Raw genomic sequence first — 20,775 nt, 5'->3', positions numbered from 1 at the left:
TTACAACTCCGCCAGCGTGCCCTGCCAGGCTTGGACGAGGTCCTCCTCGGTCCAGCCGAACAGTCTCCGGAGTCCACCTGACAATGTGCCACCACTACTGACCTGCTTGTAGAGCTCGACCACGGCAGAGCCCCCGCTCTTCCTCGCCAGGACCTGACAGACCAGCCAGGCGGCCTCGTAGGTAGCACCCAGGTGCGGGCCCCGCGTGTCGAACTCTGAGGCACCCGGAAGCTCTGCGGGAAGCCCGTCCGTGCGTACTCGTTCACGAACCTGTGCCGCGGTTCGATCCAGCGGAAGCGGAGAGTCACGCAGCGCCACGTAGTCAGCGAAGCCCTCCACCAACCATGTGGGTGCGCGACTTGTCGGGCCATCCCCAGCGACGTGCGCCGCCTCGTGCGCGAGCACCACCTCGCGTCCTCGTTTGCCGAGGCCACCGAGAACTTCGGCATTCACGTACACGTGCACGGGCGAGTCCACGGAGACCGAGCCGTCAGCGGACCCGGCGACCGCGGCAATCTGCTGATACTCTCCCGCGTCAACGTCCAGCGCCCGCTCGAGCGCAATGCGATCAGCAGGAACCTCCACGACCAGCCGCCGGTCCCACTCCGGCAACACGCGCGCCACCGTGTCCACCGACCTCTTGGACAGTCGGGTGTACTGATCCAGCAGCTCGGGTGACGCCACGAGCACCAAGCTCTCCTTGCTCCGTGACACCGAGAGAGAGTCAGTCAGCCAGATCGGGCTGCGCAGCGACTCACCGCCGAGGTCGACAATCCGCACGCCGTCCCCGGTGAAATCGAAACGTACGACGGTCTCGGTGCTGGCCGCCACGGAATCGAACCCTGCATAGCGCCACTCGACCGCAACCGCGGCGTCCCACTCCCCTTCCGCATCCGTGGTCCCCAGGCTGTCGATGTAGCGTAGCGAGACATCCCTGATGTGGGCCGCCGAGGCGTTGTCCACCACGGCAACTGCGAGGGACTGCGACGACGGGTCCGCGCCCGCGACTGCTGCAGCACGCGGGCCATCGTCGGTCTCGATCGCGCGCACGAACTCCTGCAGGGCCAGTGCCGCCCCCGCGGGGTCGACCGTAGGTACACGGCCCGACGGCACGTCGACGTCGAAGGTCGACTCGTCATCGGCGGAGACGACGCTCCAGGTCACCAGCCCTGCGCTGAGGAGGATCAGTGCGGGCAGTCCGACCAGCCACCAGCGCGGGCGTCGAGAGGACCGGCGTCCGTCGTGCTGGGTGGCCGACGGCTCAGCCAGGGCGGACGGCTCCGACGTACGGCATCGAGTACAGGCCGGTGACCTGGACGCCGGTGCTCGGGTTGGCCGCGTGGACGATCATCCCGTTGCCGATGTACATGCCGACATGGCTGATCGGGCTGTAGTAGAACACCAGGTCTCCCGGGCGCAGGGCGCTGGCGGCAACGCGGGTGCCCGAGCTGTACTGGGCGCTCGACGAGTGCGGCAGCGCGACGCCGGCCTGAGCCCAGGCCATCATCGTCAGTCCCGAGCAGTCGAAAGCACTTGGACCGGCGGCGCCGTAGACATAGGCGTCACCCACCTGTGCCATGGCGTAGGCGACCGCAGCTGACGCCCGACCGGAGGCCGGGACGTCCGCCGCGGGTGCGGGAGCCCGATCAGCCGTGCCGCGAGAGAGGATCTCTCGACGCTCGTCCTCCTTGAGCCGGCCCAGCAACTCCTTGGCGTCGGCCAGCTTGGCGTCGATCGTCGCCTTCTCCTCGGCCAGCTGTGCCTCGACCTCGGCGACCTGATCCAGTCGCTTCCGGGTGGCGTCCTGACGGATGCTCAGGGCCTTGAGCCCGGTGCGGTAGTTGTCAAAGAGGCCCTGCTGGAGCCGCTGGTAGGACGACATCGTCGAGACCTGCTCGAGGAACTCGCCCGGCTCACCAGCGGCCAGGACCTCGCCCACCGCGCTCAGGGACGTGCCAGCGTACTGGCGCAGGATGGCATCGCGAGCCTGGTCACGGACGACGTCGAGCGACTCGTCCTCGCGACTCTCATCGGCACGGAGCGACTTGAGGTCGGCCTGGAGCTCGTCGAGCTCGATCTTGGCGTCGTTGTAGCGCTCGGAGGCCTGCTCGGCCTCGTGGTAGAGCGTGTCCACACGAGCCTGAACGTTCTTGATCTCGGGCTCAGCCTGGGCTGGCGAGCTGGGGATCAGTCCGATCGTGGCGGCGAGTGCACAGCCAGCCAAGACGGACGTGAGTCGGACCCGGGCGTTGCTCACAGCGGGTGGTTCCCCTTCGGTGGTGTCGTGTACGCCTACCGGGTGAGCTGACGGATTCGGGCACGACCTGCCCTACCCCCAACTCGACCAGACGTACTGGCCGGAAATGGGAGATTCACCCCACAAGACTGGTTCCCCGGCTCCGACGTCAGTTGCGTGACGTCGAACTCGACGCGGCGCCCGCGCGGACCTTGGTTGGCCCACTTCCACAGATGCCTTGGAACAAGGTAGTCGCCCGGTGGTGAGCGCACCAAACTTCGGCAGGACTCGCGGCGCGCTGCACCTCTCACGTCACACCAGCACCAGGGAAGCGGTCAAGCCGACTCGACATGCGGTCCTGAAACGGGAGTGACCAGTCGCAGCGGCGGCACCAGCCCTCCGTCCGCGAGTGCCTCGAGGGCTCGCAGCTCGTCGTCGTCGATGATCAGCTCCGACAGCTCCGGCGGCGGCCCCAGCAGGACCGTCACCACGCAGTCGTGGCAGGCGAGGCCGCGGACCAAGCAGGAGTCGCAGTCGATTCGTGTCGTCATGGGGCCACCATGACAGTGAGCGCCGACATCGCTCCGTCCCAGGACCGCGCCAGGCGCTAGATTTCGCCCGTGACTGAGCCCGACGGATCCACTGCCCGCCCTGAGTACACCGCCCGCCTCAAGAAATTGAGCGGCGCCCGCTGGAAGCAGCATCTCGACGTACAGGCACCCTACCGGTGGAACCTGCAGCGCATCCTCGGCGACAGGAGAACCCTCGATGTCGGCTGCGGGTTGGGACGAAATCTGACAAGTCTCTCCGAGGACAGTGTGGGCGTCGATCACAACCCATCATCCGTCCGGGCCTGCCTCGACGCTGGGTTCAACGCGATGACCGTGGACTCATTCCTGGACAGCGACCCGGATGCTCTCGGGTCATTCGATGGATTGCTTGCCGCCCATCTGGTCGAGCACCTGCCAGCAGGTCACGCAGCACGCATCCTTGCCCCCTACTTCGCCTACCTGAACGCCGGAGCCCTGGTGGTACTGATCTGCCCGCAGGAGCGCGGCTTCGCCTCGGATGAGACCCATACCGTCTTCACGGATCATTCTGCTCTGGCCGCACTGGTAGCGGACCTTGGTCTGAGCTTGGTGAAGCAATATTCGTTCCCCTTCGCCCGCGCGGCCGGCCGGATCTTCACGTACAACGAGTTCGTGACCGTCGCGTCGGTATGAATCGCAGCCAGTCCGTCAATGTCGGCGGCTCTCACTAATGTCTGTGGGGTGGCAAAGAACCCTGGCGAGACCAGCAGGTGGGAGCACCAGCGCAGCTTCGACGAGATCGGACGCCCCCTGCAGGGCACGACCTTTTGCGTGGTCGACCTCGAGACAACTGGTGGGTCAGCGAAGGCCGGTTCCATGATCACCGAGATCGGTGCTGTGAAGGTCCGCGGTGGTGAGGTCCTCGGGGAGTTTCAGACGCTGGTCAACCCGCGGACGGAAATTCCCGCGTTCATCGCCGTGCTCACCGGGATCAGCAACTCAATGGTGGTAGACGCACCGCCGATCGAGACCGCACTGCCCGCGTTTCTCGACTTCGCCGCGGGCTCGGTGCTCGTCGCACACAACGCTCCGTTCGACGTCGGCTTCCTCCAGTACTTCGCCGAAGAGCAGAGCCGGACGTGGCCAGCATTCGAGATCCTGGACACCGCGGTCCTGGCACGACGGATCGTCAGCCGCGACGATGCGCCCAACTGCAAGCTCTCGTCCCTCGCCTCCCTTTTCAGGTCGACCACCGCACCTAACCACCGGGCGCTGTCTGATGCCCGTGCGACGGTAGACGTCCTCCATGGGCTGATCGAACGGGTGGGCACTCAAGGAGTGCAGACCCTGGAGGAGTTGCAGACCTTTTCTGCCAGGGTGACTTCATCCCAACGACGAAAGAGGCATCTCGCCGACGGGCTTCCGCACTCTCCCGGTGTCTACCTTTTCAAGGATGCCGGAGGTCGAGTCCTCTACATCGGAACTTCCAAGGATGTACGCCGACGGGTTCTCTCTTACTTCACTGCCTCCGAAACCCGCTCACGCATGGGCGAGATGGTGCGGCTCGCCACCGAGGTCGCGACCGTCACCTGCGCCACCCCACTCGAGGCCGAGGTCCGCGAGTTGCGACTGATTGCCGAGCACAAACCGCCGTACAACCGGCGCTCGCGTTTCCCGGAGAAGGTCACCTTCATCAAGCTGACCAATGAGCCTTGGCCGAGGCTCTCGCTGGTCAAAAGGGTGGTCGACGACGGAGCCGACTACCTCGGCCCGTTCTCGTCGCGCCGGCTGGCCGAGCAGGCTCTCACCGCGTTGCATGAGACCTTTCCCGTGCGACAGTGCACGGGCACGATGAGCCGATCAGCTCGACGGACCGCGTGTGCGCTGGCGGAGTTGGGTCGCTGCCTCTCGCCGTGCGACGGCACGGCCGACCCACACTCGTACGCCGCCGTCGTGCGACAGTTGCGCGAGGCAGTACTCCGTTGTCCCGAGGATGTCGTCGAGGTCGTCAACGCCCGGATGACGCGGCTTGCCGACGACGAACGCTTCGAGGACGCCATCGCTCATCGTGATCGACTCGCCGCCTTCGTCCGCGCCGCCTCCCGCACTCAGCGGCTCACCTCACTTACGGAGTGCCGCGAGGTCGTCGCGACCCGACGCGAAGACGACGGCAGGTGGTCGATTCACGTGGTGCGCTTCGGTCGACTCGCCGGCGCCGGCGTCATCCCGGCAGGAGCCGATGCACGACTCTTCGTTGATCAGCTGACCCTCGGCGCGGAGACCGTCATCACTCCGGCTCTGACCCCTGGCCCCACACCGGCAGCGTCCGCTGCCGAGACCGAGCGCATCCTGCGCTGGCTAGAGTCACCCCGGGTGCGTCTAGTAGACGTCGACGGCGAATGGAGCTGCCCTGTCGACGGCGCCTCGCGCCACATGGTGCAGTCGGCGGCCTCCGAGTTCGCAGGCGCCCGGTAACGGACCGGCCTAGGCTGTCGCCATGATCACCGCCATCGTGTTCGTGAAGACCGAGGTCGACCGAATCCCCGAGGTCGCCGAGGAGATCGCCTCTATCGCGGGAGTGAGCGAGGTCTACTCAGTTACAGGGCAGATCGACCTGATCGCGATGGTGCGGGTGCGGAACCATGACGATGTCGCTGCGGTCGTCGCCGAGCGACTCAACAAAGTTCAGGGAGTCCGGGAGACAGAGACGCACATCGCGTTCCGTGCTTACTCTCGCCATGATCTGGAGTCGACCTTCGCCTTGGGCTTGGACTGACCCCAATGCGGAGTCGTACGCCGGCCTTCATCCTTCTCGGTGTCTTTGCGTTGGCTCAGGTCGGCTACGTTCTCGCGGTGCCCACGTTCCGAGGGCCAGACGAGTTCGATCATGCCTACCGTGCCTCATCGGTCGCTGAGGGATACTGGGGAGCAAGTCAGAGGGTCCCTGCCGCTGGTGGTGGCTATCTACTAAAGGCGGACGAATCCATACCGAAGGCCGCCTTCGAGGCATGCGATCTTCTGTCGTATCCCGGCCCTGACAACTGCGTCGCCGTATCGCCCCCCGACCAGGACGGACTCGTGGACGTAGCGAGCACCGCGGCAACCTACAACCCCTTTTGGTACTACATCGCGGGCAATGTGGCCGCACCGTTCAGTGGCGACAACTTCTTGCTGGCGCTGAGAGTCGCAAATATCTTCTTCGTGGGCGTGATTCTCTTCTTCGCGCTCATTCAGGCCAGCGGGAGCGACCGACCTGCCTGGCCATTGGCCGGAGTCACCCTGGCGTTCACCCCAATTTTCGGATATTCGACCACCGTGGCGGCACCGAACGCCGTCACTTACGCAGCCGGGGTGCTGCTGTGGACCTCTGCACTTCGTGTGGCCTCCGATTCAACGCCCTTTCGGGGCTCCTGGGTGGGAGTCGGGGTAGGGGCCTCGCTGGTAATGCTCACCCACACCACGGGGCTAATTTTCGTTCCGATTGTTGGCGTATGCATCGCTTTTCTCCTGTGGCCCAGAAGATCTCTGCTCGCGAAAAAATCGCTACGCCAGTTCTCAATCGTACTTGTCTCAGTGACCGTGGTGGGCGCCTTGTGCGCGGCGTGGGTCTTGTCTGCTGGCACCAACGACCCGAGAGACTCCGGCGACTCGTTCGACACGATGCCTCCTGACTATGCGCTGCGCGGGCCGTTCCTATGGTTCCTACAGTCGATTGCGACTCTCACCTTCCGCAACGAGGGAGCTCCCGTACTCGTGTACGCCATCGGTGCAGCCGTTATTTTCCCGCTGCTTGCCTTGGCCGCTCGATACTCCAGCAATTTTCAGCGATGGTGCCTGGCAGGTATTGTGCTCAGCACGTTTGGTGTGCCCCTTTTGCTTACGTTGCTCACGTACGAGAATCTCGGAGAAGCATGGCAAGGCAGGTACGCGCTCCCGCTTTCGGTTGGTGCGGTGTTGGTGTCCACCCATGTCTTGAGCACTGCAACCGCACTTCGGGATAACTGGGTACTTCCGTCGATTCTCGCGTCTGGGTTGGTAGCGACTCATGGACTCACGGTCATCGCCATGATCCGTGCGTTGAGGGGACCGGTCTCGTCGACGCAGGCCTTGTTCGTGGTGACGCTGTCGCTCCTCGCCGGCGGACTGATCGTCTGGAGCCTGCGAACAGCAGCTGCCCGAGGTCAGGGGACTCTGTCTACACTTGTTCCGACGAGCAGCAACTAGAGTTATGGCCGTGGGAGATCCTGACTTGCCCTGCTCACATCTCGACATCATGATTCCATTCGCGGGATCAGTGGAGCTACTGCGCGAAGCTGTTGTCAGCGTGCTCAACCAATCTGATCCGAACTGGCGACTGAACGTTGTCGAGGACGGCTTGCAAGACGCTTCTGTTTCGCAATGGCTCACCCGTCTTGGCGATCCACGAATCGTGCACACCCTGAACGAGCACAACCTGGGGGTCGCAAGAAACTTTCAAAGGTGCCTAGAATTGTCGACTGCTGACTACGTCACCTTCATGGGGTGCGACGATCGCCTCTTGCCTGACTACGTGCGGGTTGTCAGACGTTCTTGGAGTTCCGCAATCGGAGTCGACGTTGTTCAACCGGGCGTTCGAATCATCGACCATCAAGGGCTTCCTACAAAGCCCCTCGGCGACCGGGTCAAAGCAGTGCTGGCACGGCGCCATTCCGAAGGTGTCTACGGCGGCGAAGCTTTGCTGGCGTCTTTGATGATCGGGAACTGGACCTACTTTCCCTCGCTCAGTTGGCGGCGCAGCATCATCACCAAGCATGGCTTCAGGAAAGATCTGGGCACGGTGCTTGACCTAGCTCTCCTGGCCCAACTTGTCATGAGCGGCAGCCAGTTGTTCATCGAGCCGGAGATAGTGTTCGAGTACCGGAGACACCCACAGAGCGTGTCGTCGCTCACTGCCAAACGCGCCGACCGTTTCGTAGAGGAACGTCGCGTCACGGCGGACGTTGCTCGCACGGCAACCCGGATGGGATGGCGGCGGGCAACCCATGCAGCCCAGATACGACTGACATCCCGGCTTCATGCTGCGCTACTTCTTGCACGACCAGAGGCGCTGCGAGCGGAGTCCGTTCGACGTGAGCTCATCCGCCACGTGTTCTTTGGCTAGCTAGAATCTCTCCTCTCGGGCACCCAAACCTAGTCACAATTGACTAGGGGCGAATACACCAGGGCACACCTGGCCGCAGCCGTAGCCGTGACCGTCGGTACGTACCTACAGTTGGCCCTGAGCCAAGGAGCGTGCAGCATGACCGGAACTAGATGCGCGGTGGTCCGCGTGTACAACGAAGCTACTGTGCTCGCTTCCGTCCTTCGCAGCCTTCAGCCTGTAGTTGACGAGATCATCTGTGTCGATGACGGCAGCAGCGATGGCAGCGCCGAGATCGCACTGGCGGCCGGGTGTACGGTGGTTCGTCACGCGATCAACCTCGGAGGCGGCGCCGCCCTTGCGACCGGACTTCACTATGCACTGACCCGCACGGAGCACGAGCACGTCGTCAACTTTGACGCCGATGGACAGCACCTTCCGGCCGACGCAGCCCAGATGCTGGAGGTCGCGAAACGTACGGGGGTTGACGTTGTGCTGGGCACCCGCAATCGCCATGAGGCGACGATGCCGCGTTCAAGGAGATTGCTGCTTCGCGCTGCGCTCGCCTACACGCGGCGGACCACAGGTCTGCGGCTCACCGACACTCACAACGGCCTGCGCGTGTTCAATAGGCATGCCCTCCGGTCCATACGCCTGACCCAGGGAGGAATGGCCTACGCAAGCGAGCTGGAGTCGAGCATCTCCCGAGCCAAGCTGACGTGGACCGAAGTGCCGGTCTCTATCGTCTACAACGAGTACTGCTTGGCCAAGGGCCAGTCGAACCTCAACGCCGTCAACATTGTCTATGACCTGATGCTGTCACGACTGCAACGCGCCACATGATCATCCGCATCCTTCTCATCGCGGCGGCACTGCTTCTTGCAGTCCTCGCTCTGCGGACCACTCCGACGACCCGCGGTCTTGCGCTGCGACGGCTGGGCCTGATCTGCTTCACAGCGTCCTGGATCGTCGCCGTGATCAGCCCCGATCTCCTCTCGCACCTGGCCACGTTTGTCGGCGTCACTCGAGGAACCGACCTGCTGCTCTACACGCTGGTCGTCGCCGTGGCGCTGATCCTTATAGGGGTCTACAAGAGGTTTGTGGTTCTCGAGTCACGACTGGCCCAACTCACTCGCGAACTGGCCATCCTCACCGCGCAACGTGCTGACGTTCAGCCTGGCTCAGCGGAATATCCCCCTGCTAGTTCCTCGAGCCCGGATCGCACGTCTGCATTTCCGTAGATCGTTGGTCTTAAGCAGGGTCAGCCGCTTGCAACAGCTACCCACCGGTCGAGCGCGAGCTGAGCAGCACCGTCGTCGATCGCCGCAGCAGCCCGAGCAACACCGGCGGCAAGCCGCTCGTCCAACGACCCCGGAGCCGCGGCGTGTACGGCGAGCGCAGCACCGGCGTTGAGCACGACCGCGTCCCGCACGGGTCCGCGCTCCCCCGCCAGCACCCGCCGTACGACGTCAGCGTTGTGCTCCGCGTCGCCCCCGCGCAGGTCCTCGGTGGTCGCCGGAGCGAAGCCGAAGGCCGTCGGGTCGACGACGGCCTCGGCGATCTCGCCGCCGGTGACCGTCCAGACCCGCGAGGTGGTGGTCGTGGTGAGCTCGTCCAGCCCGTCGTCGCCGCGGAAGACCCACGCATCGGCACCGCGGCGGGCGAAGACACCCGCCATCACCGGCGCCATCCGCAGGTCGGCGCAGCCGATGGCCTGGGCGGCGGGACGGGCCGGGTTGGTGAGAGGGCCGAGGAAGTTGAAGGTGGTGCCGATGCCGAGCTCGCGGCGCGGCGCCGCGGCGTGTCGCATCGCGGGGTGGAAGGCGGCCGAGAAGCAGAAAGTGATGCCGGCCTCGACCGCCACCTCGGCCACCCGATCGGGTGGCAGGTCGAGCCGGATCCCGAGCGCCTCGAGCACGTCGGCGCTGCCGGACTTTGACGACGCCGAGCGGTTGCCGTGCTTGACGACCCGCACCCCGGCGCCGGCCGCGACGATCGCAGCCATCGTGGAGATGTTGACCGAGTTGGAGCGGTCTCCACCGGTCCCGACGACGTCGAGCAGCCGTCCCTCGACGCTGATCGGGTTGCGCCGCTCGTACATCGCGTCGGCGAGGCCGGTGACCTCGTCGATCGTCTCGCCCTTGGCGCGCAGTGCGACCGCGAAGCCGGCGATCTGGGCAGGCGTCGCCTCGCCGGCGAGGATCTCCCCCATCGCCCAGGCGGTCTGCTCGCTGCTGAGGTCCTCCCCGCCCACGAGCGCGGACAGGACGTCGGGCCAGCTCATCGTCCCTGGGCTCGGCTGGTCAGGCCTGCGCAGGCAGGCGCGAGCGCAGCAGCTCCACGACGGCCTCGCCGAGCTGGATCGGGTCGATGGGGTGCGAGACCGCGGCCTCGGCCCGCGACCACGTCGCCAGCCAGGCGTCCTGCGGCCGTCCGGTGAGCACCAGGATCGGCGGGCAGTTGAAGATCTCGTCCTTCATCTGCTTCGCGATGCCCATGCCGCCGGCCGGCACGGCCTCGCCGTCGAGGATCGCCAGGTTGATCTGGCCGGAGTCCATGTTCTGGATGACGACGGGCTCGGTGGCGACCTCGACGTACTCGACCTCGGGCAGGTCGGGGTGCGGGCGACGACCCAGGGCGATGATCACCTGCTGGCGAACGGTGGAGTCGTCGGAGTAGACGAGGATCTTCAGTCGGCTGGCGCTCACGGCCCTCACCCTAGCCGTCACCGCGCGCCTGTGGAGGACCGGTTGCGGGTCGACCCGAGATGCTGATGCTTGAGTGTCATGACCCGAAGGGAGCACCATGGACGCCATGACCCTGTCGTCCGGCCTCTCGCGTCCGGCCCTGCCGATGACGCGCGCCGACCTGGACGCCATCCCCGATGACGGCTATCGCCGCGAGCTCATCGACGGGGTCCTCGTCGTGACGCCGTCGCCCTCCTGGGAGCACCAGGACGTCGTCCTCCGACTCAGCGCACTCCTTCTGCCGCTGTGTCCCCAGGATCTGACGCTGGTGGTCGCGCCGTACGACGTCCACCTCGACGACTCCTCCAGCCTGATCCCCGACCTCCTCGTCGCCCGTCGCACCGACATGACCAGCCGCGCACTCACCTCCGCACCGCTGTTGGCCGTCGAGGTCCTCTCCCCCAGCACCCGCCGATTCGACCTGCACACCAAGCGCGCCCGCTACGAGGCCGCCGGCACCCCGTCGTACTGGGTCATCGACCCGCTCGAGCTGACCCTCACCGCCTGGGAGCTCAGCATCCCCAAAGGGGCCGAGGGCGAGCAGCAGTACGTCGAGGTCGCCCACGTCAGCGGCGACGCGGTCTTCTCAGCGCGCCGGCCCTTCGCCGTCGACGTTGTCCCCGCCCGACTCCGCCACTGACGCAGCCACGGGCGCGCGCTCGCGCGCCGCGATCCGCTCCAGGCGGTCCAGCCGTCGGTCCTCGCGCTGCGCCTCCTTCATCGACGACCTCACCCACTGGGTGAAGAGCACTCCGAAGAACACCAGCCCGATCAGGTCGCCCGAGCCCCACAGGATCCCTCCGGCGAGGTTCTGGTCCTCGAGCGGATCGGGCAGCCACGCGCCCATCGGCCCGTCGGAGAGCCGGGGATACCAGTCGCCGCCGATCAGGGTCGTCTGACCCATGATCGTGACCCCCAGGAACGCGTGGAACGGCAGGGTCAGCACGGTGAGCAGCACCCGGAACGGGTAGCCCACACGTCCGGGGATGGGATCGATCCCCATCAGCGGCCAGAAGAACAGCGCGCCCACCACGACGAGGTGCACGTGCATCGCCTCGTGGACGTACGTCGACTCCAGCGAGGCGCGGTACCAGCCGGAGAAGTAGAGCGCCCACGGCGAGACGATGTAGAGCGTGAAGGTGAGCGGCGGGAACGAGAAGACCTTCGCGATCCGCGAGTGCAGCACCGCGAGCAGCCAGCGGCGCGGTGTGGCGGGCAGGGTGCGCAGGGCCAGGGTGACCGGGGCGCCCAGCGCGAGGGAGAGCGGCACCAGCATCGACAGGATCATGTGCTGGACCATGTGCACGCTCAGCACGGTCGTGTCGTACGTCGCCAGCCCGGACGACGTCGCGACGTAGAACGACCCCATGCCGGCCACCACGAAGGCCAGCGTGCGACCCACGGGCCACTTGTCGCCTCGTCGGCGCAACGAGGCGACGCCGACCAGGTAGAGACCGGCGGCCCAGACGGTGATGATCAGCGGCAGCGGGTCGATCGACCACTCCGTGAAGAACGACCCCGCCGTGAGGCGCGGAAGCACCCCGGAGGCACCCTCGCCGGCGGCGGACGAGGATAGCAACGGGGCAAGAACGGCGGTTTCGAGCACGAGCACCACGATAGGTCGACCCAACACGTGGGGGTCGGGGTGCCCTCCACCGAAGTGCACGCCATAATGTCTCCGTGGCAACGACGACAGCTCCTATTCCGGCCTCCCGACTGCACGGGCATCACGACCGCCCGAGCATGGTTGCGGTCGGCACGATCATCTGGCTCTCGAGTGAGCTGATGTTCTTCGCGGCCCTGTTCGCCTCCTACTTCACGATCCGGTCGGTCAGCCCGGGTCTGTGGGCCGACAGCACCGAGGCGCTCAACGTGCCCTTCGCCGCGGCCAACACCACGATCCTGGTGCTGTCGTCGCTGACCTGCCAGCTCGGCGTCTTCGCCGCCGAGCGCGGCCAGGTCGGTCGCTCCGGAGGTCTCCTGGACTTCCGCAAGTGGGGTCTGCGCGAGTGGTTCATCCTCACCTACGTCATGGGCGCGGTCTTCATCGGTGGCCAGGCCCTGGAGTACGCCGAGCTGGTCCACGAGGGCATCACGATGGGCGGCGACGGCGGCGCGGGCGACACCTCCACGGCGTACGGCTCGATGTTCTACCTGACCACCGGTTTCCACGGCCTGCACGTCACCGGCGGGCTGATCGCCTTCCTCTTCGTGCTCGGGCGCACCTACATGGCCCGCAAGTTCACCCACGAGCAGGCGGTGAGCGCCATCGTCGTCTCCTACTACTGGCACTTCGTCGACGTGGTGTGGATCGGGCTGTTCGCCACGATCTACATCATCAAGTAGCCGATCGCCACCGCTCCACTCGCCCAGCTCCTGCAATCCAAGGGATCAGATACGTGCGCTTCCTGAACCGCTCCGCCGGACGGCTCTCCCGGCACCGCCGGGCACCGCTGGCCGGGCTCGTGGTCCTGCTACTCGGCCTGCTCCTCACCGGCGGCCTGTACTCCGCGTTCTCACCCGGCGCCCAGGCCGACGAGACCAGCACCACCGCGGAGGACATCCAGTCGGGCAAGGAGCTGTTCATCAACGGCTGCTCGTTCTGCCACGGCCAGAACGGTGAGGGCGTCCTCACGGAGAACGGCACGCAGTACGGCCCCGCGCTCACCGACGTCGGCGCCGCCTCGGTCGACTTCCAGGTCGGCACCGGCCGGATGCCGCTGGCCCAGCCGGGTCAGCAGGCCGTCCGCAAGCCGGCGATCTACACCGACGAGGAGATCCGCCAGCTCGCGGCCTACGTCGACTCCCTCGGCACCGGTCCCGCGATCCCGACCGAGGCCGACTACACGCTGCCCGAGACCAACGAGGACGGCTCTGCCTTCGACCGAGAGGCAGCCATCTCCCGCGGTGGGCAGATCTTCCTGACCAACTGCACCGCCTGCCACAACTTCTCCGGCTCCGGCGGCGCCATGCCGCGTGGTGGCTTCGCTCCCTCGATCCTCGACGTCGACTCGAAGTACATCTACGAGGCGCTGCTGACCGGACCGCAGTCGATGCCGACCTTCTCCAACGGCAACCTCACGCCCGACGAGAAGCGCGACGTCATCGCCTACATCCGCACCCTCGAGGAGCAGCCGACGTACGGCGGCTTCGGCCTCGGTGCGCTCGGCCCGGTGGCCGAGGGTCTGTTCGCCTGGGTCGTGGGCATCGGCGGCCTGCTGGGCTTCGCGATCTGGATCGCCGCCCACACGACGCGCACCACCAAGTCCAAGCCCGGCGCCATCGTTGAGCAGGGAGAACTCACGTGAGCATCAAGCCCCACGACCAGGCCTCCGGCGGGGAGCTGGCCACGCCGGCCGAGCCCATCGCCGACCCGGGCCTGCCGGCCCACACGTGGCGTCCCACCGACGTCGACGAGCGACTCGCCAAGCGCGCCGAGCGCCAGGTGGCCGGTCTCTTCGCTCTCTCCGCGGTCTTCACGATCCTCTTCTTCGTCTCCTACTTCGTCTTCAAGGTCGGGGACAACTGGGACGTCGGCGCCGGGCTCGGCGCCTCGACCGTCGCCCTGGGCTCGACGCTCGGCCTGGCTCTGCTTTGTATCGGTATCGGGATCATCCAGTGGGCCCGCAAGCTGATGGCCGACCACGAGATCGTCGAGATGCGTCACCCGGCGCGCTCCTCCGACGAGGACCGTGAGGTCACCATCGCCGCACTCGGTGACGGTCTCGAGGAGTCCGGCATCGCTCGCCGCCCCCTGATCCGCAACTCGCTCTTCGGTGCCATCGGCGTCATCGCACTGGCCCCCATCGTGCTGCTGCGCGACCTCGGCCCGACCCCCGGACAGGTCGAGGACGAGGAAGAGGGCAAGGGTCTCGAGCACACCATCTGGAAGCAGGGCGTCCGCGTCGTGCGCGACGTCGTCGGCACCCCGATCCGGGCCGCTGACCTGCAGATCGGTGACTTGGTCAACGCCGTACCCGACGGTCTCTTCGACCTCGAGGGCGTCGACCTGCAGGCCCAGAAGGCCAAGGCGCCGGTCATCGTCGTACGGATGGAGCCCGACGAGATCACCCCCGGCCCCGGCCGCGACGACTGGTCGGTCGAGGGGATCGTCTGCTACTCGAAGATCTGCTCGCACGTCGGGTGCCCGATCTCCTTGTACGAGCGCACCACGCACCACGTGCTGTGCCCCTGTCATCAATCTACTTTCGATCTCGCCGACTCGGCTAGGGTCGTGTTCGGGCCTGCCGCTCGACCGCTTCCGCAGCTGCCGCTGGCGGTGGACTCCGAAGGTTTCCTGGTCGCCCAGAGCGACTTCACCGAACCCGTCGGACCGAGCTATTGGGGGCGTGGCGAATGAGCATCGACACCAGTCGGGTCGCCGACAGCAACACCACGAACGCTGCGACCCCGAAGAAGCCGGCCAAGGCGGGAGCCGTGGCCAACTGGGCCGACGAGCGACTCGGCCTCGGCACCATGATGAAGAAGAACCTGCGCAAGGTCTTCCCCGACCACTGGTCCTTCATGCTCGGCGAGATCGCGCTGTGGAGCTTCGTCGTCCTGCTCCTGACCGGCGTGTTCCTCACGCTCTTCTTCGACCCGAGCATGGCCGAGATCGACTACCAGGGCTCCTACGACCCGCTGCGCGGTGTCGAGATGTCGCGCTCGATGGCCTCGACCCTGGACATCTCCTTCGACGTCCGCGGCGGCCTGCTGATGCGGCAGATGCACCACTGGGCGGCGATGATCTTCATCGCCTCGATGATGATCCACATGATGCGCGTCTACTTCACCGGCGCCTTCCGCAAGCCGCGCGAGCTCAACTGGGTCATCGGCTGCCTGCTGCTCCTGCTCGGCACCCTCGAGGGCTTCACCGGATACTCGCTGCCCGACGACCTGCTCTCCGGCACCGGCGTCCGCGCCGCCGACGGCTTCCTGAAGGCCACCCCCGTGGTGGGCTCCTACATGTCGTTCTTCCTCTTCGGCGGCGAGTTCCCCGGCGACTCGATCATCCCGCGCCTCTACACCATCCACATCCTGCTCATCCCGGGTCTGCTGCTGGGGCTGATCGCAGCCCACATGCTGCTGCTCGTCTACCACAAGCACACGCAGTGGCCCGGGCCCGGCCGCACCGAGGAGAACGTCGTCGGCTTCCCGATGCTCCCCGTGTACGCCGCCAAGGCCGGCGGGTTCTTCTTCATCGTCTTCGGCGCCACCGCCCTGATGGGTGGCCTGCTGACCATCAACCCGGTCTGGAAGTTCGGGCCCTACGACCCGACCAAGGTCACCGCCGGCTCCCAGCCCGACTGGTACATGGGCTGGCCCGACGGACTGCTGCGGATCATTCCGGGCTGGGAGACCACGCTGTTCGGGGAGCCGATCTCGTGGAACATCATGCTCCCGATCCTGATCATCCCGCCGCTGATGCTCACCATCTTGATCCTGCTCCCCTTCATCGAGGCCTGGATCACTGGTGACAAGCGCGAGCACCACCTCCTGGAGCGCCCGCGCAACGCCCCGACCCGCACCGCCGTGATGGTCTCCCTGATGACCTTCTACGGCCTTGCCTGGGCCGCCGGCGGCAACGACATCATCGCCATCAAGTTGGATCTGAGCATCAACCAGATCACCTACTTCCTGCGCGGTGCCGTCTTCATCGGACCGGCGATCGCCTTCTACATCACGCGACGCTGGTGCATCTCTTTGCAGCGCCACGACGAGGGCAAGCTGCTGCACGGCTACGAGACCGGCATCATCATGCGCTCGGCCGAGGGCGGCTACAGCGAGCGGCACCTCCCGATCAGCGAGGCCCAGGCCTACACCCTCACCGCGCGTGATCGCGAGGTGCCGTGGACCCCGACCGCCACGACCGACGAGAACGGCGTCGCCGCTCCCGGTGGCCGGCTGGACGGGATCCGCAGCAAGCTCTCGACGCTGATGTACGCCGACAACGTCCAGAAGCCCACGGCCGCCGAGCTCGAGGAGGCGCACCACCACGCCGAGCACGAGCACGCACTCACCGCGGCGCTGGACGGCCACTCGGCCGACGGTCACCAGTTCGACGGCCACCACGCCGTCGAGGGCGAGAACCTTCGTCCCGACGACCACTGATCCACCCGCGTCGACCCGTCACACATGTGTGACGGGTCGACGCGATTTTGGAGGGTAGTGGTCACTCTTCGGGCTAATTCAGCCCGGTGGACAGGCGCTCGTCGTGGCGTCAGGCGGCCTGGGACTGGTGGAGAGCGAACTGCCGACGCAGGGTCTGCTCGATGTCCTGGTGCCGCCCGATGACGTTGTGGCTACGGGCCACCACCAGCGACCAACCGCCGTACTGACGTGCCCATGCCCGACGCTCGGTGTCGTGCTGCTCCCGCTCCGGCCCGTGCGCCTCCTCGCCGTCGTACTCGGCACCGAAGCGGAGGTCCGGCAGCCCGATGTCCAGGAAGTAGCTGCCGTAGGGCGCCTCGATCTCGACCTGGCACTCGGGGCGCGGGAGTCCGGCGTCGTACCAGCGCAGCCGGAGGACGCTCTCCCACAGGGACTCGGAGCGAGCGTCGACCAGGGGCGCCAGGAGGCGTGCCTGAACGATGCCCCGGTATCCGCGGAAGCGGGTGAGCTCCTCGACGAGCTCGTCCACACTGAACCGCCGCAGACCGGCCAGCATGTCCATCGACCCGAGTGCCTGGTCGCGGTGCAGCAACCTGCCCAGGTCGCAGGCGGTCCGGAGCGGCGTGGTCACGCGTACGTCGTGGACAGTCGCGACGTCGCACCCCAGCAGGCGACGCTCGCCGCTGGCCACCAGGCCGTTGCGCAGCCGCCGCCCCGGGGGCGCGAAGACAGAGATGTGCGGCACCGCCAGGTGGTCGCCGGGTGCCAGCACGGTCGGGGCACCCCACAGCCAGGCCGCCGTACGGTCGGTGACGACGCAGTCCGAGGGCACCAGCAACCGCAGCACCTCCACGCGCAGCTGCAAGGTGTCGGGCAGGGCGGCCAGGTGGAAGACACCGCGGACCGGACGCTGCAGCAACCCGCGGCTCACCAGATGGCGCCGGTGGTGGTTGACCACCCCCCGGCTGTCCGCCTCCTCGCTGGTGAACGGACGCTCCGCGGGCAGAAGCGCGACGAGATCGAGCAGCTGGGCGTCGGTCAAGGGACGAGGCATGGGCGCCATGATTCACTCCAGACCGCCCCGGTGCACCTGCTCCTCCACAGGCACCGCCGACCCGTCACACATGGCAGACGGGTCAGCGCGAATCAGGTCGACCCGTCACACATGGCAGACGGGTCAGCGCGAATCAGAGGGCCGAGCCCTTGGCGAACTGGGTGAAGGACTGGTTCCAGTCGCCGTAGCCGTTGGTGAAGGTCATCGGGCGGTCGGTGCCGGTGTACTCGACGACGTCACCGCGCTTGCTGATGCCGTAGAGCCAGCGGGCCTGCTCGGTGCTCATGCCGGTGCAGCCGTGCGAGACGTTGGCGTTGCCCTGCGAGCCGACCGACCACGGCGCGGCGTGGATGAACTCGCCGGAGTAGGTCAGTCGCATCGCGTACTGCACGTCGTCGATGTCGTAGGCCTCGGAGCCGGTGATCCCGACGGTCTCGGAGTTCATCCGCTTGGACTCGAACTTCTCGATGATCACCTTGGTGCCGGAACGCGTCGTGAAGCCCGCCTTGCCGGTCGTGATCGGGATGGTGCGCAGCACCTTGCCGTTGCTGAGGACCTTCATCTGGTGAGTCTTGGCGTTGACCTTGTAGATGTTGGCGTCGCCGATCTTGAAGTCGATGTCGCGGTCCATCTGGCCGTAGATCCCGTTGCCTGCGTCGACACCGTTGACGTCGACGTCGACCGCGACCTCGGTGCCGGCCTTCCAGTAGGTCTTGGGGCGCCAGTGCGCCTCGGTGTCACTGAGCCAGTGCCATGCGCCGGTCTGCTGCGGGGCGGAGCTGACGGTCATGTGCTTCTCGAACTCGGCCTTGTTGCGGACCGGGATGTCGAAGGTCACGATCACCGGCATGCCGACCCCGACGGTCTCGCCCTGGAGCGGGGCGATCGAGGCATAGGTCTGCTCGGACAGCGAGAGGTCCTGGGTGGTGAAAGTGGTCTTGCGACGGGCCTGGGAGCCCTCCTGGGCGCCCTGGGCGACGGCGGCGACGGTGTAGGTCGTCGCGGGCTCAAGACGCTCCTCGGCCGTCCAGGAGATCCCGTCGCTGCTCATCGAACCAGCCACCTGTCCGGCGCTGGAGGTGACCTTCACCGAGGAGAGCGAGCCGTCCTCCACCGCCACCGAGACCAAAGTCGAGACGGGCACCCCCGACTCTCCGCGGCTGACGTTGGAGCTGAGGACCGGCTTGACGATCTCGGTGGCCCCCTCGGAGCCGCTGCCCGAGCCCGCCTGGGCGACCCCGTCGCCGCCACCGGGCGAGGATCCGTCACTGGCGCCCGGGCTGCTACCGGGAGTGTCGGGGCTGCAGGCGGCAAGGCCTGCGGAAGCCAGCGCGGCCACGGCGACCAGAGCGACCAGACGCCTCGATCTCGACACGAACATGTGGTGTTCCCCCAAGTTGACGGTGCGGCCGCCGAGCCCGGCTGGACCGCGACGACCTCATCGTCAAGGGTAGGTCACGAGTGGTCGCGACCCCATATCCGAGCCGGGCGCGCCTCACGTGTCTGGATCAGAGGATCAGTGCGCGTGCTCGCCCCGGTAGAACTCGAAGATCAGGCCGCTGAGCGCGACCGCTCCGAGGGCAGCACCGATGACGAAGAGCCACCAGGCACCCATGGCGACACCGAAGACGAGCGTGGCCAGCGTCGCGCCACACCACAGGGGCCACCAGGAGTACGGCGGGAAGAACCCGAGCTCGCCGGCACCGTCGGCGATCTCGCCGTCCTTGCGGTCCTCGGGACGGGCGTCCATCTTCTTGGCGTGGAAACCCAGGTAGAGCGTGACCATCAGAGTCAGCAGCCCGGTCATCACCAGCGCGGACGTGCCGGTCCAGTCACCGCCGCCACCGCCGACGTTGGCGTTGCCGTCGCTGTCGGTGACCAACCAGTAGGCGGGTGTCACGAGCACCAGGAAGACGGTGGTGACCCCGAAGATCCAGGCTTCTGCCTTCATCGCGTCTCGTCTCCTTCGCCAGCGTCGGTCTCGGTCTCGATACGCTCCTTGAGCAACGTGTCGCGACCATCCATGTCGGGCGCGTCGGCGAACTTGCCGTCGCGTGCAGCCGTGTTGTCGTCCAGCTCGATCGCCGCCACCTCGGGGTGGTGCAGGTCGAAGGCCGGCGACTCCGAGCGGATCCGCGGGATGGAGTGGAAGTTGTGCCGCGGCGGCGGGCAGCTGGTGGCCCACTCGAGCGAGCGTCCCCAGCCCCACGGGTCGTCGACCTCCACCAGGGGGGCGCGGCGCGAGATGTAGACGTTGTAGAGGAACGGCAGCGTCGAGGCGCCGAGCAGGAAGGCGCCGATGGTCGAGATCTGGTTGAGACCCGCCCAGCCGTCGCTCTCCAGGTAGTCGGCGTAGCGACGCGGCATGCCCTCGACCCCGAGCCAGTGCTGGACCAGGAAGGTGGTGTGGAAGCCGACGAACAGGAGCCAGAAGTGCACCTTGCCGAGACGTTCGTCCAGCATCCGGCCGGTCATCTTCGGCCACCAGAAGTAGAACCCGGCGAACATCGCGAACACCACGGTGCCGAAGACCACGTAGTGGAAGTGCGCGACGACGAAGTAGGAGTCCGAGATCGCGAAGTCCAGCGGCGGGCTGGCCAGGATGACGCCGGTGAGACCACCGAACAGGAAGGTGGTGAGGAACCCGATCGACCACAACATAGGGGTGTCGAATGAAATCGATCCACCCCACATGGTCCCGATCCAGTTGAAGAACTTCACCCCCGTCGGGACCGCGATCAAGAAGGTCATGCCGGAGAAGAAGGGCAGGTTCACCGCGCCGGTGACGAACATGTGGTGCGCCCACACGGCGACCGAGAGGATCGCGATGCCGAGCGTGGCCCCGACCAGGCCGACGTAGCCGAAGATCGGCTTGCGGCTGAAGACCGGGAGGATCTCGGTCACGATCCCGAAGAACGGGAGCGCGATGATGTAGACCTCCGGGTGGCCGAAGAACCAGAACAGGTGCTGCCACAGGA

At 66.4% G+C, this 20,775-nt stretch carries 22 protein-coding genes and 1 riboswitch; of the genes, 12 read left to right on the top strand and 10 right to left on the bottom strand.

All coding sequences use genetic code 11. The features are described from left to right. The 3 genes from Q1K33_RS06585 to Q1K33_RS06575 all read right to left on the bottom strand — a co-directional run bounded on the left by Q1K33_RS06585 (position 1) and on the right by Q1K33_RS06575 (position 2,787). Complete coding sequence (locus tag Q1K33_RS06585) at positions 1–1,164, bottom strand: hypothetical protein (protein WP_300401944.1); 1,164 nt, start codon at positions 1,162–1,164, stop codon at positions 1–3. Between the two features lie 97 nt (positions 1,165–1,261). After that, the gene (locus Q1K33_RS06580; protein ID WP_300401942.1) at positions 1,262–2,134 is read right to left on the bottom strand and encodes a C40 family peptidase; all 873 of its coding nucleotides are present in this window, start codon (positions 2,132–2,134) and stop codon (positions 1,262–1,264) included. A gap of 140 nt (positions 2,135–2,274) precedes the next feature. Further along, positions 2,275–2,441, bottom strand: a riboswitch (cyclic di-AMP (ydaO/yuaA leader). A 130-nt stretch (positions 2,442–2,571) separates the two neighbouring features. Beyond that, positions 2,572–2,787 (bottom strand): hypothetical protein, encoded by a 216-nt coding sequence (locus Q1K33_RS06575; RefSeq protein ID WP_300401940.1) that lies wholly within the window; start codon positions 2,785–2,787, stop codon positions 2,572–2,574. Between the two features lie 69 nt (positions 2,788–2,856). Between Q1K33_RS06575 and Q1K33_RS06570 the strand changes: the two genes are divergently transcribed. The 7 genes from Q1K33_RS06570 (at position 2,857) to Q1K33_RS06540 (ending at position 9,126) form a co-directional block, all read left to right on the top strand. Further along, positions 2,857–3,459, top strand: coding sequence for a methyltransferase domain-containing protein (locus Q1K33_RS06570; protein WP_300401938.1), 603 nt, complete (start codon positions 2,857–2,859; stop codon positions 3,457–3,459). A gap of 48 nt (positions 3,460–3,507) precedes the next feature. After that, on the top strand, positions 3,508–5,241 hold the full coding sequence (locus Q1K33_RS06565) for a DEDD exonuclease domain-containing protein (protein ID WP_300401936.1): 1,734 nt from the start codon (positions 3,508–3,510) through the stop codon (positions 5,239–5,241). A 22-nt stretch (positions 5,242–5,263) separates the two neighbouring features. Continuing rightward, on the top strand, positions 5,264–5,542 hold the full coding sequence (locus tag Q1K33_RS06560) for an Lrp/AsnC ligand binding domain-containing protein (RefSeq protein ID WP_300401934.1): 279 nt from the start codon (positions 5,264–5,266) through the stop codon (positions 5,540–5,542). 5 nt (positions 5,543–5,547) lie between these two features. After that, positions 5,548–6,990: a DUF2142 domain-containing protein gene (locus Q1K33_RS06555; protein WP_300401932.1), complete on the top strand. Its 1,443-nt coding sequence runs from the start codon at positions 5,548–5,550 to the stop codon at positions 6,988–6,990. 10 nt (positions 6,991–7,000) lie between these two features. Beyond that, positions 7,001–7,906 (top strand): glycosyltransferase, encoded by a 906-nt coding sequence (locus tag Q1K33_RS06550; protein ID WP_300401930.1) that lies wholly within the window; start codon positions 7,001–7,003, stop codon positions 7,904–7,906. Between the two features lie 138 nt (positions 7,907–8,044). Continuing rightward, on the top strand, positions 8,045–8,728 hold the full coding sequence (locus Q1K33_RS06545) for a glycosyltransferase family 2 protein (RefSeq protein WP_300401928.1): 684 nt from the start codon (positions 8,045–8,047) through the stop codon (positions 8,726–8,728). Continuing rightward, positions 8,725–9,126, top strand: coding sequence for a DUF2304 domain-containing protein (locus tag Q1K33_RS06540; RefSeq protein WP_300401926.1), 402 nt, complete (start codon positions 8,725–8,727; stop codon positions 9,124–9,126). The genes Q1K33_RS06545 and Q1K33_RS06540 overlap by 4 nt, the downstream gene beginning before the upstream one ends. Before the next feature lie 20 nt (positions 9,127–9,146). Here the strand turns inward: Q1K33_RS06540 and trpD are convergent, their stop codons facing one another. Both trpD and Q1K33_RS06530 read right to left on the bottom strand, forming a co-directional pair. Then, positions 9,147–10,169, bottom strand: coding sequence for an anthranilate phosphoribosyltransferase (gene trpD / locus Q1K33_RS06535; protein ID WP_300401924.1), 1,023 nt, complete (start codon positions 10,167–10,169; stop codon positions 9,147–9,149). A 19-nt stretch (positions 10,170–10,188) separates the two neighbouring features. Further along, on the bottom strand, positions 10,189–10,593 hold the full coding sequence (locus Q1K33_RS06530) for a hypothetical protein (RefSeq protein WP_300401922.1): 405 nt from the start codon (positions 10,591–10,593) through the stop codon (positions 10,189–10,191). Between the two features lie 106 nt (positions 10,594–10,699). Between Q1K33_RS06530 and Q1K33_RS06525 the strand changes: the two genes are divergently transcribed. Beyond that, positions 10,700–11,272 carry a Uma2 family endonuclease gene (locus tag Q1K33_RS06525; protein ID WP_300401920.1) on the top strand — a complete coding sequence of 191 codons (573 nt, stop codon included), beginning with the start codon at positions 10,700–10,702 and terminating at the stop codon, positions 11,270–11,272. On the opposite strand, the gene Q1K33_RS06520 is transcribed toward Q1K33_RS06525, so the two are convergent. Continuing rightward, positions 11,219–12,238: a cytochrome c oxidase assembly protein gene (locus tag Q1K33_RS06520; RefSeq protein WP_300401918.1), complete on the bottom strand. Its 1,020-nt coding sequence runs from the start codon at positions 12,236–12,238 to the stop codon at positions 11,219–11,221. The genes Q1K33_RS06525 and Q1K33_RS06520 overlap by 54 nt on opposite strands. A gap of 110 nt (positions 12,239–12,348) precedes the next feature. Between Q1K33_RS06520 and Q1K33_RS06515 the strand changes: the two genes are divergently transcribed. The 4 genes from Q1K33_RS06515 to Q1K33_RS06500 are packed head-to-tail and all read left to right on the top strand — an operon-like array spanning position 12,349 to position 16,743. Further along, the gene (locus tag Q1K33_RS06515) at positions 12,349–12,978 is read left to right on the top strand and encodes a heme-copper oxidase subunit III (RefSeq protein ID WP_300402047.1); all 630 of its coding nucleotides are present in this window, start codon (positions 12,349–12,351) and stop codon (positions 12,976–12,978) included. A 53-nt stretch (positions 12,979–13,031) separates the two neighbouring features. Continuing rightward, entirely contained in the window at positions 13,032–13,940 is a 909-nt protein-coding gene (locus Q1K33_RS06510) for a c-type cytochrome (RefSeq protein ID WP_300401916.1), read from the top strand. Further along, positions 13,937–14,992 carry a Rieske 2Fe-2S domain-containing protein gene (locus Q1K33_RS06505; RefSeq protein ID WP_300401914.1) on the top strand — a complete coding sequence of 352 codons (1,056 nt, stop codon included), beginning with the start codon at positions 13,937–13,939 and terminating at the stop codon, positions 14,990–14,992. The genes Q1K33_RS06510 and Q1K33_RS06505 overlap by 4 nt, the downstream gene beginning before the upstream one ends. Continuing rightward, a complete protein-coding gene (locus Q1K33_RS06500) occupies positions 14,989–16,743 on the top strand; it encodes a ubiquinol-cytochrome c reductase cytochrome b subunit (RefSeq protein ID WP_300401912.1) in 1,755 nt (584 codons plus the stop codon). The genes Q1K33_RS06505 and Q1K33_RS06500 overlap by 4 nt, the downstream gene beginning before the upstream one ends. A 109-nt stretch (positions 16,744–16,852) precedes the next feature. On the opposite strand, the gene Q1K33_RS06495 is transcribed toward Q1K33_RS06500, so the two are convergent. The 4 genes from Q1K33_RS06495 to Q1K33_RS06480 form a co-directional block, all read right to left on the bottom strand. After that, positions 16,853–17,797: a hypothetical protein gene (locus Q1K33_RS06495; protein WP_300401910.1), complete on the bottom strand. Its 945-nt coding sequence runs from the start codon at positions 17,795–17,797 to the stop codon at positions 16,853–16,855. A 133-nt stretch (positions 17,798–17,930) separates the two neighbouring features. Next, a complete protein-coding gene (locus Q1K33_RS06490) occupies positions 17,931–19,178 on the bottom strand; it encodes an Ig-like domain-containing protein (RefSeq protein ID WP_300401908.1) in 1,248 nt (415 codons plus the stop codon). Positions 19,179–19,313: 135 nt separating this feature from the next. Further along, a complete protein-coding gene (locus Q1K33_RS06485) occupies positions 19,314–19,748 on the bottom strand; it encodes a cytochrome c oxidase subunit 4 (RefSeq protein WP_300401906.1) in 435 nt (144 codons plus the stop codon). After that, positions 19,745–20,775, bottom strand: a 1,031-nt coding sequence (locus tag Q1K33_RS06480) for a cbb3-type cytochrome c oxidase subunit I (RefSeq protein WP_300401904.1), incomplete at its 5' end; no start/stop codon positions are given. The genes Q1K33_RS06480 and Q1K33_RS06485, both read right to left, overlap by 4 nt.

Origin of the sequence: Nocardioides sp. (assembly GCF_029937575.1) — a bacterium.
Taxonomy (GTDB): Bacteria; Actinomycetota; Actinomycetes; order Propionibacteriales; family Nocardioidaceae; genus Nocardioides.
The sequence above is the reverse complement of the archived record's forward strand: the minus strand, read 5'-3'. Positions and strand labels throughout refer to the sequence as shown.

What these genes read in the sequence shown, in the direction of transcription:
- Q1K33_RS06495 (WP_300401910.1), bottom strand. Translation starts at nt 17,797, where the DNA reads ATGCCTCGTCCCTTGACCGACGCCCAGCTGCTCGATCTCGTCGCGCTT.
- Q1K33_RS06485 (WP_300401906.1), bottom strand. Translation starts at nt 19,748, where the DNA reads ATGAAGGCAGAAGCCTGGATCTTCGGGGTCACCACCGTCTTCCTGGTG.
- Q1K33_RS06540 (WP_300401926.1), top strand. Translation starts at nt 8,725, where the DNA reads ATGATCATCCGCATCCTTCTCATCGCGGCGGCACTGCTTCTTGCAGTC.
- Q1K33_RS06500 (WP_300401912.1), top strand. Translation starts at nt 14,989, where the DNA reads ATGAGCATCGACACCAGTCGGGTCGCCGACAGCAACACCACGAACGCT.
- Q1K33_RS06560 (WP_300401934.1), top strand. Translation starts at nt 5,264, where the DNA reads ATGATCACCGCCATCGTGTTCGTGAAGACCGAGGTCGACCGAATCCCC.
- Q1K33_RS06575 (WP_300401940.1), bottom strand. Translation starts at nt 2,787, where the DNA reads ATGACGACACGAATCGACTGCGACTCCTGCTTGGTCCGCGGCCTCGCC.
- Q1K33_RS06555 (WP_300401932.1), top strand. Translation starts at nt 5,548, where the DNA reads ATGCGGAGTCGTACGCCGGCCTTCATCCTTCTCGGTGTCTTTGCGTTG.
- trpD (WP_300401924.1), bottom strand. Translation starts at nt 10,169, where the DNA reads ATGAGCTGGCCCGACGTCCTGTCCGCGCTCGTGGGCGGGGAGGACCTC.
- Q1K33_RS06525 (WP_300401920.1), top strand. Translation starts at nt 10,700, where the DNA reads ATGACCCTGTCGTCCGGCCTCTCGCGTCCGGCCCTGCCGATGACGCGC.
- Q1K33_RS06545 (WP_300401928.1), top strand. Translation starts at nt 8,045, where the DNA reads ATGACCGGAACTAGATGCGCGGTGGTCCGCGTGTACAACGAAGCTACT.
- Q1K33_RS06490 (WP_300401908.1), bottom strand. Translation starts at nt 19,178, where the DNA reads ATGTTCGTGTCGAGATCGAGGCGTCTGGTCGCTCTGGTCGCCGTGGCC.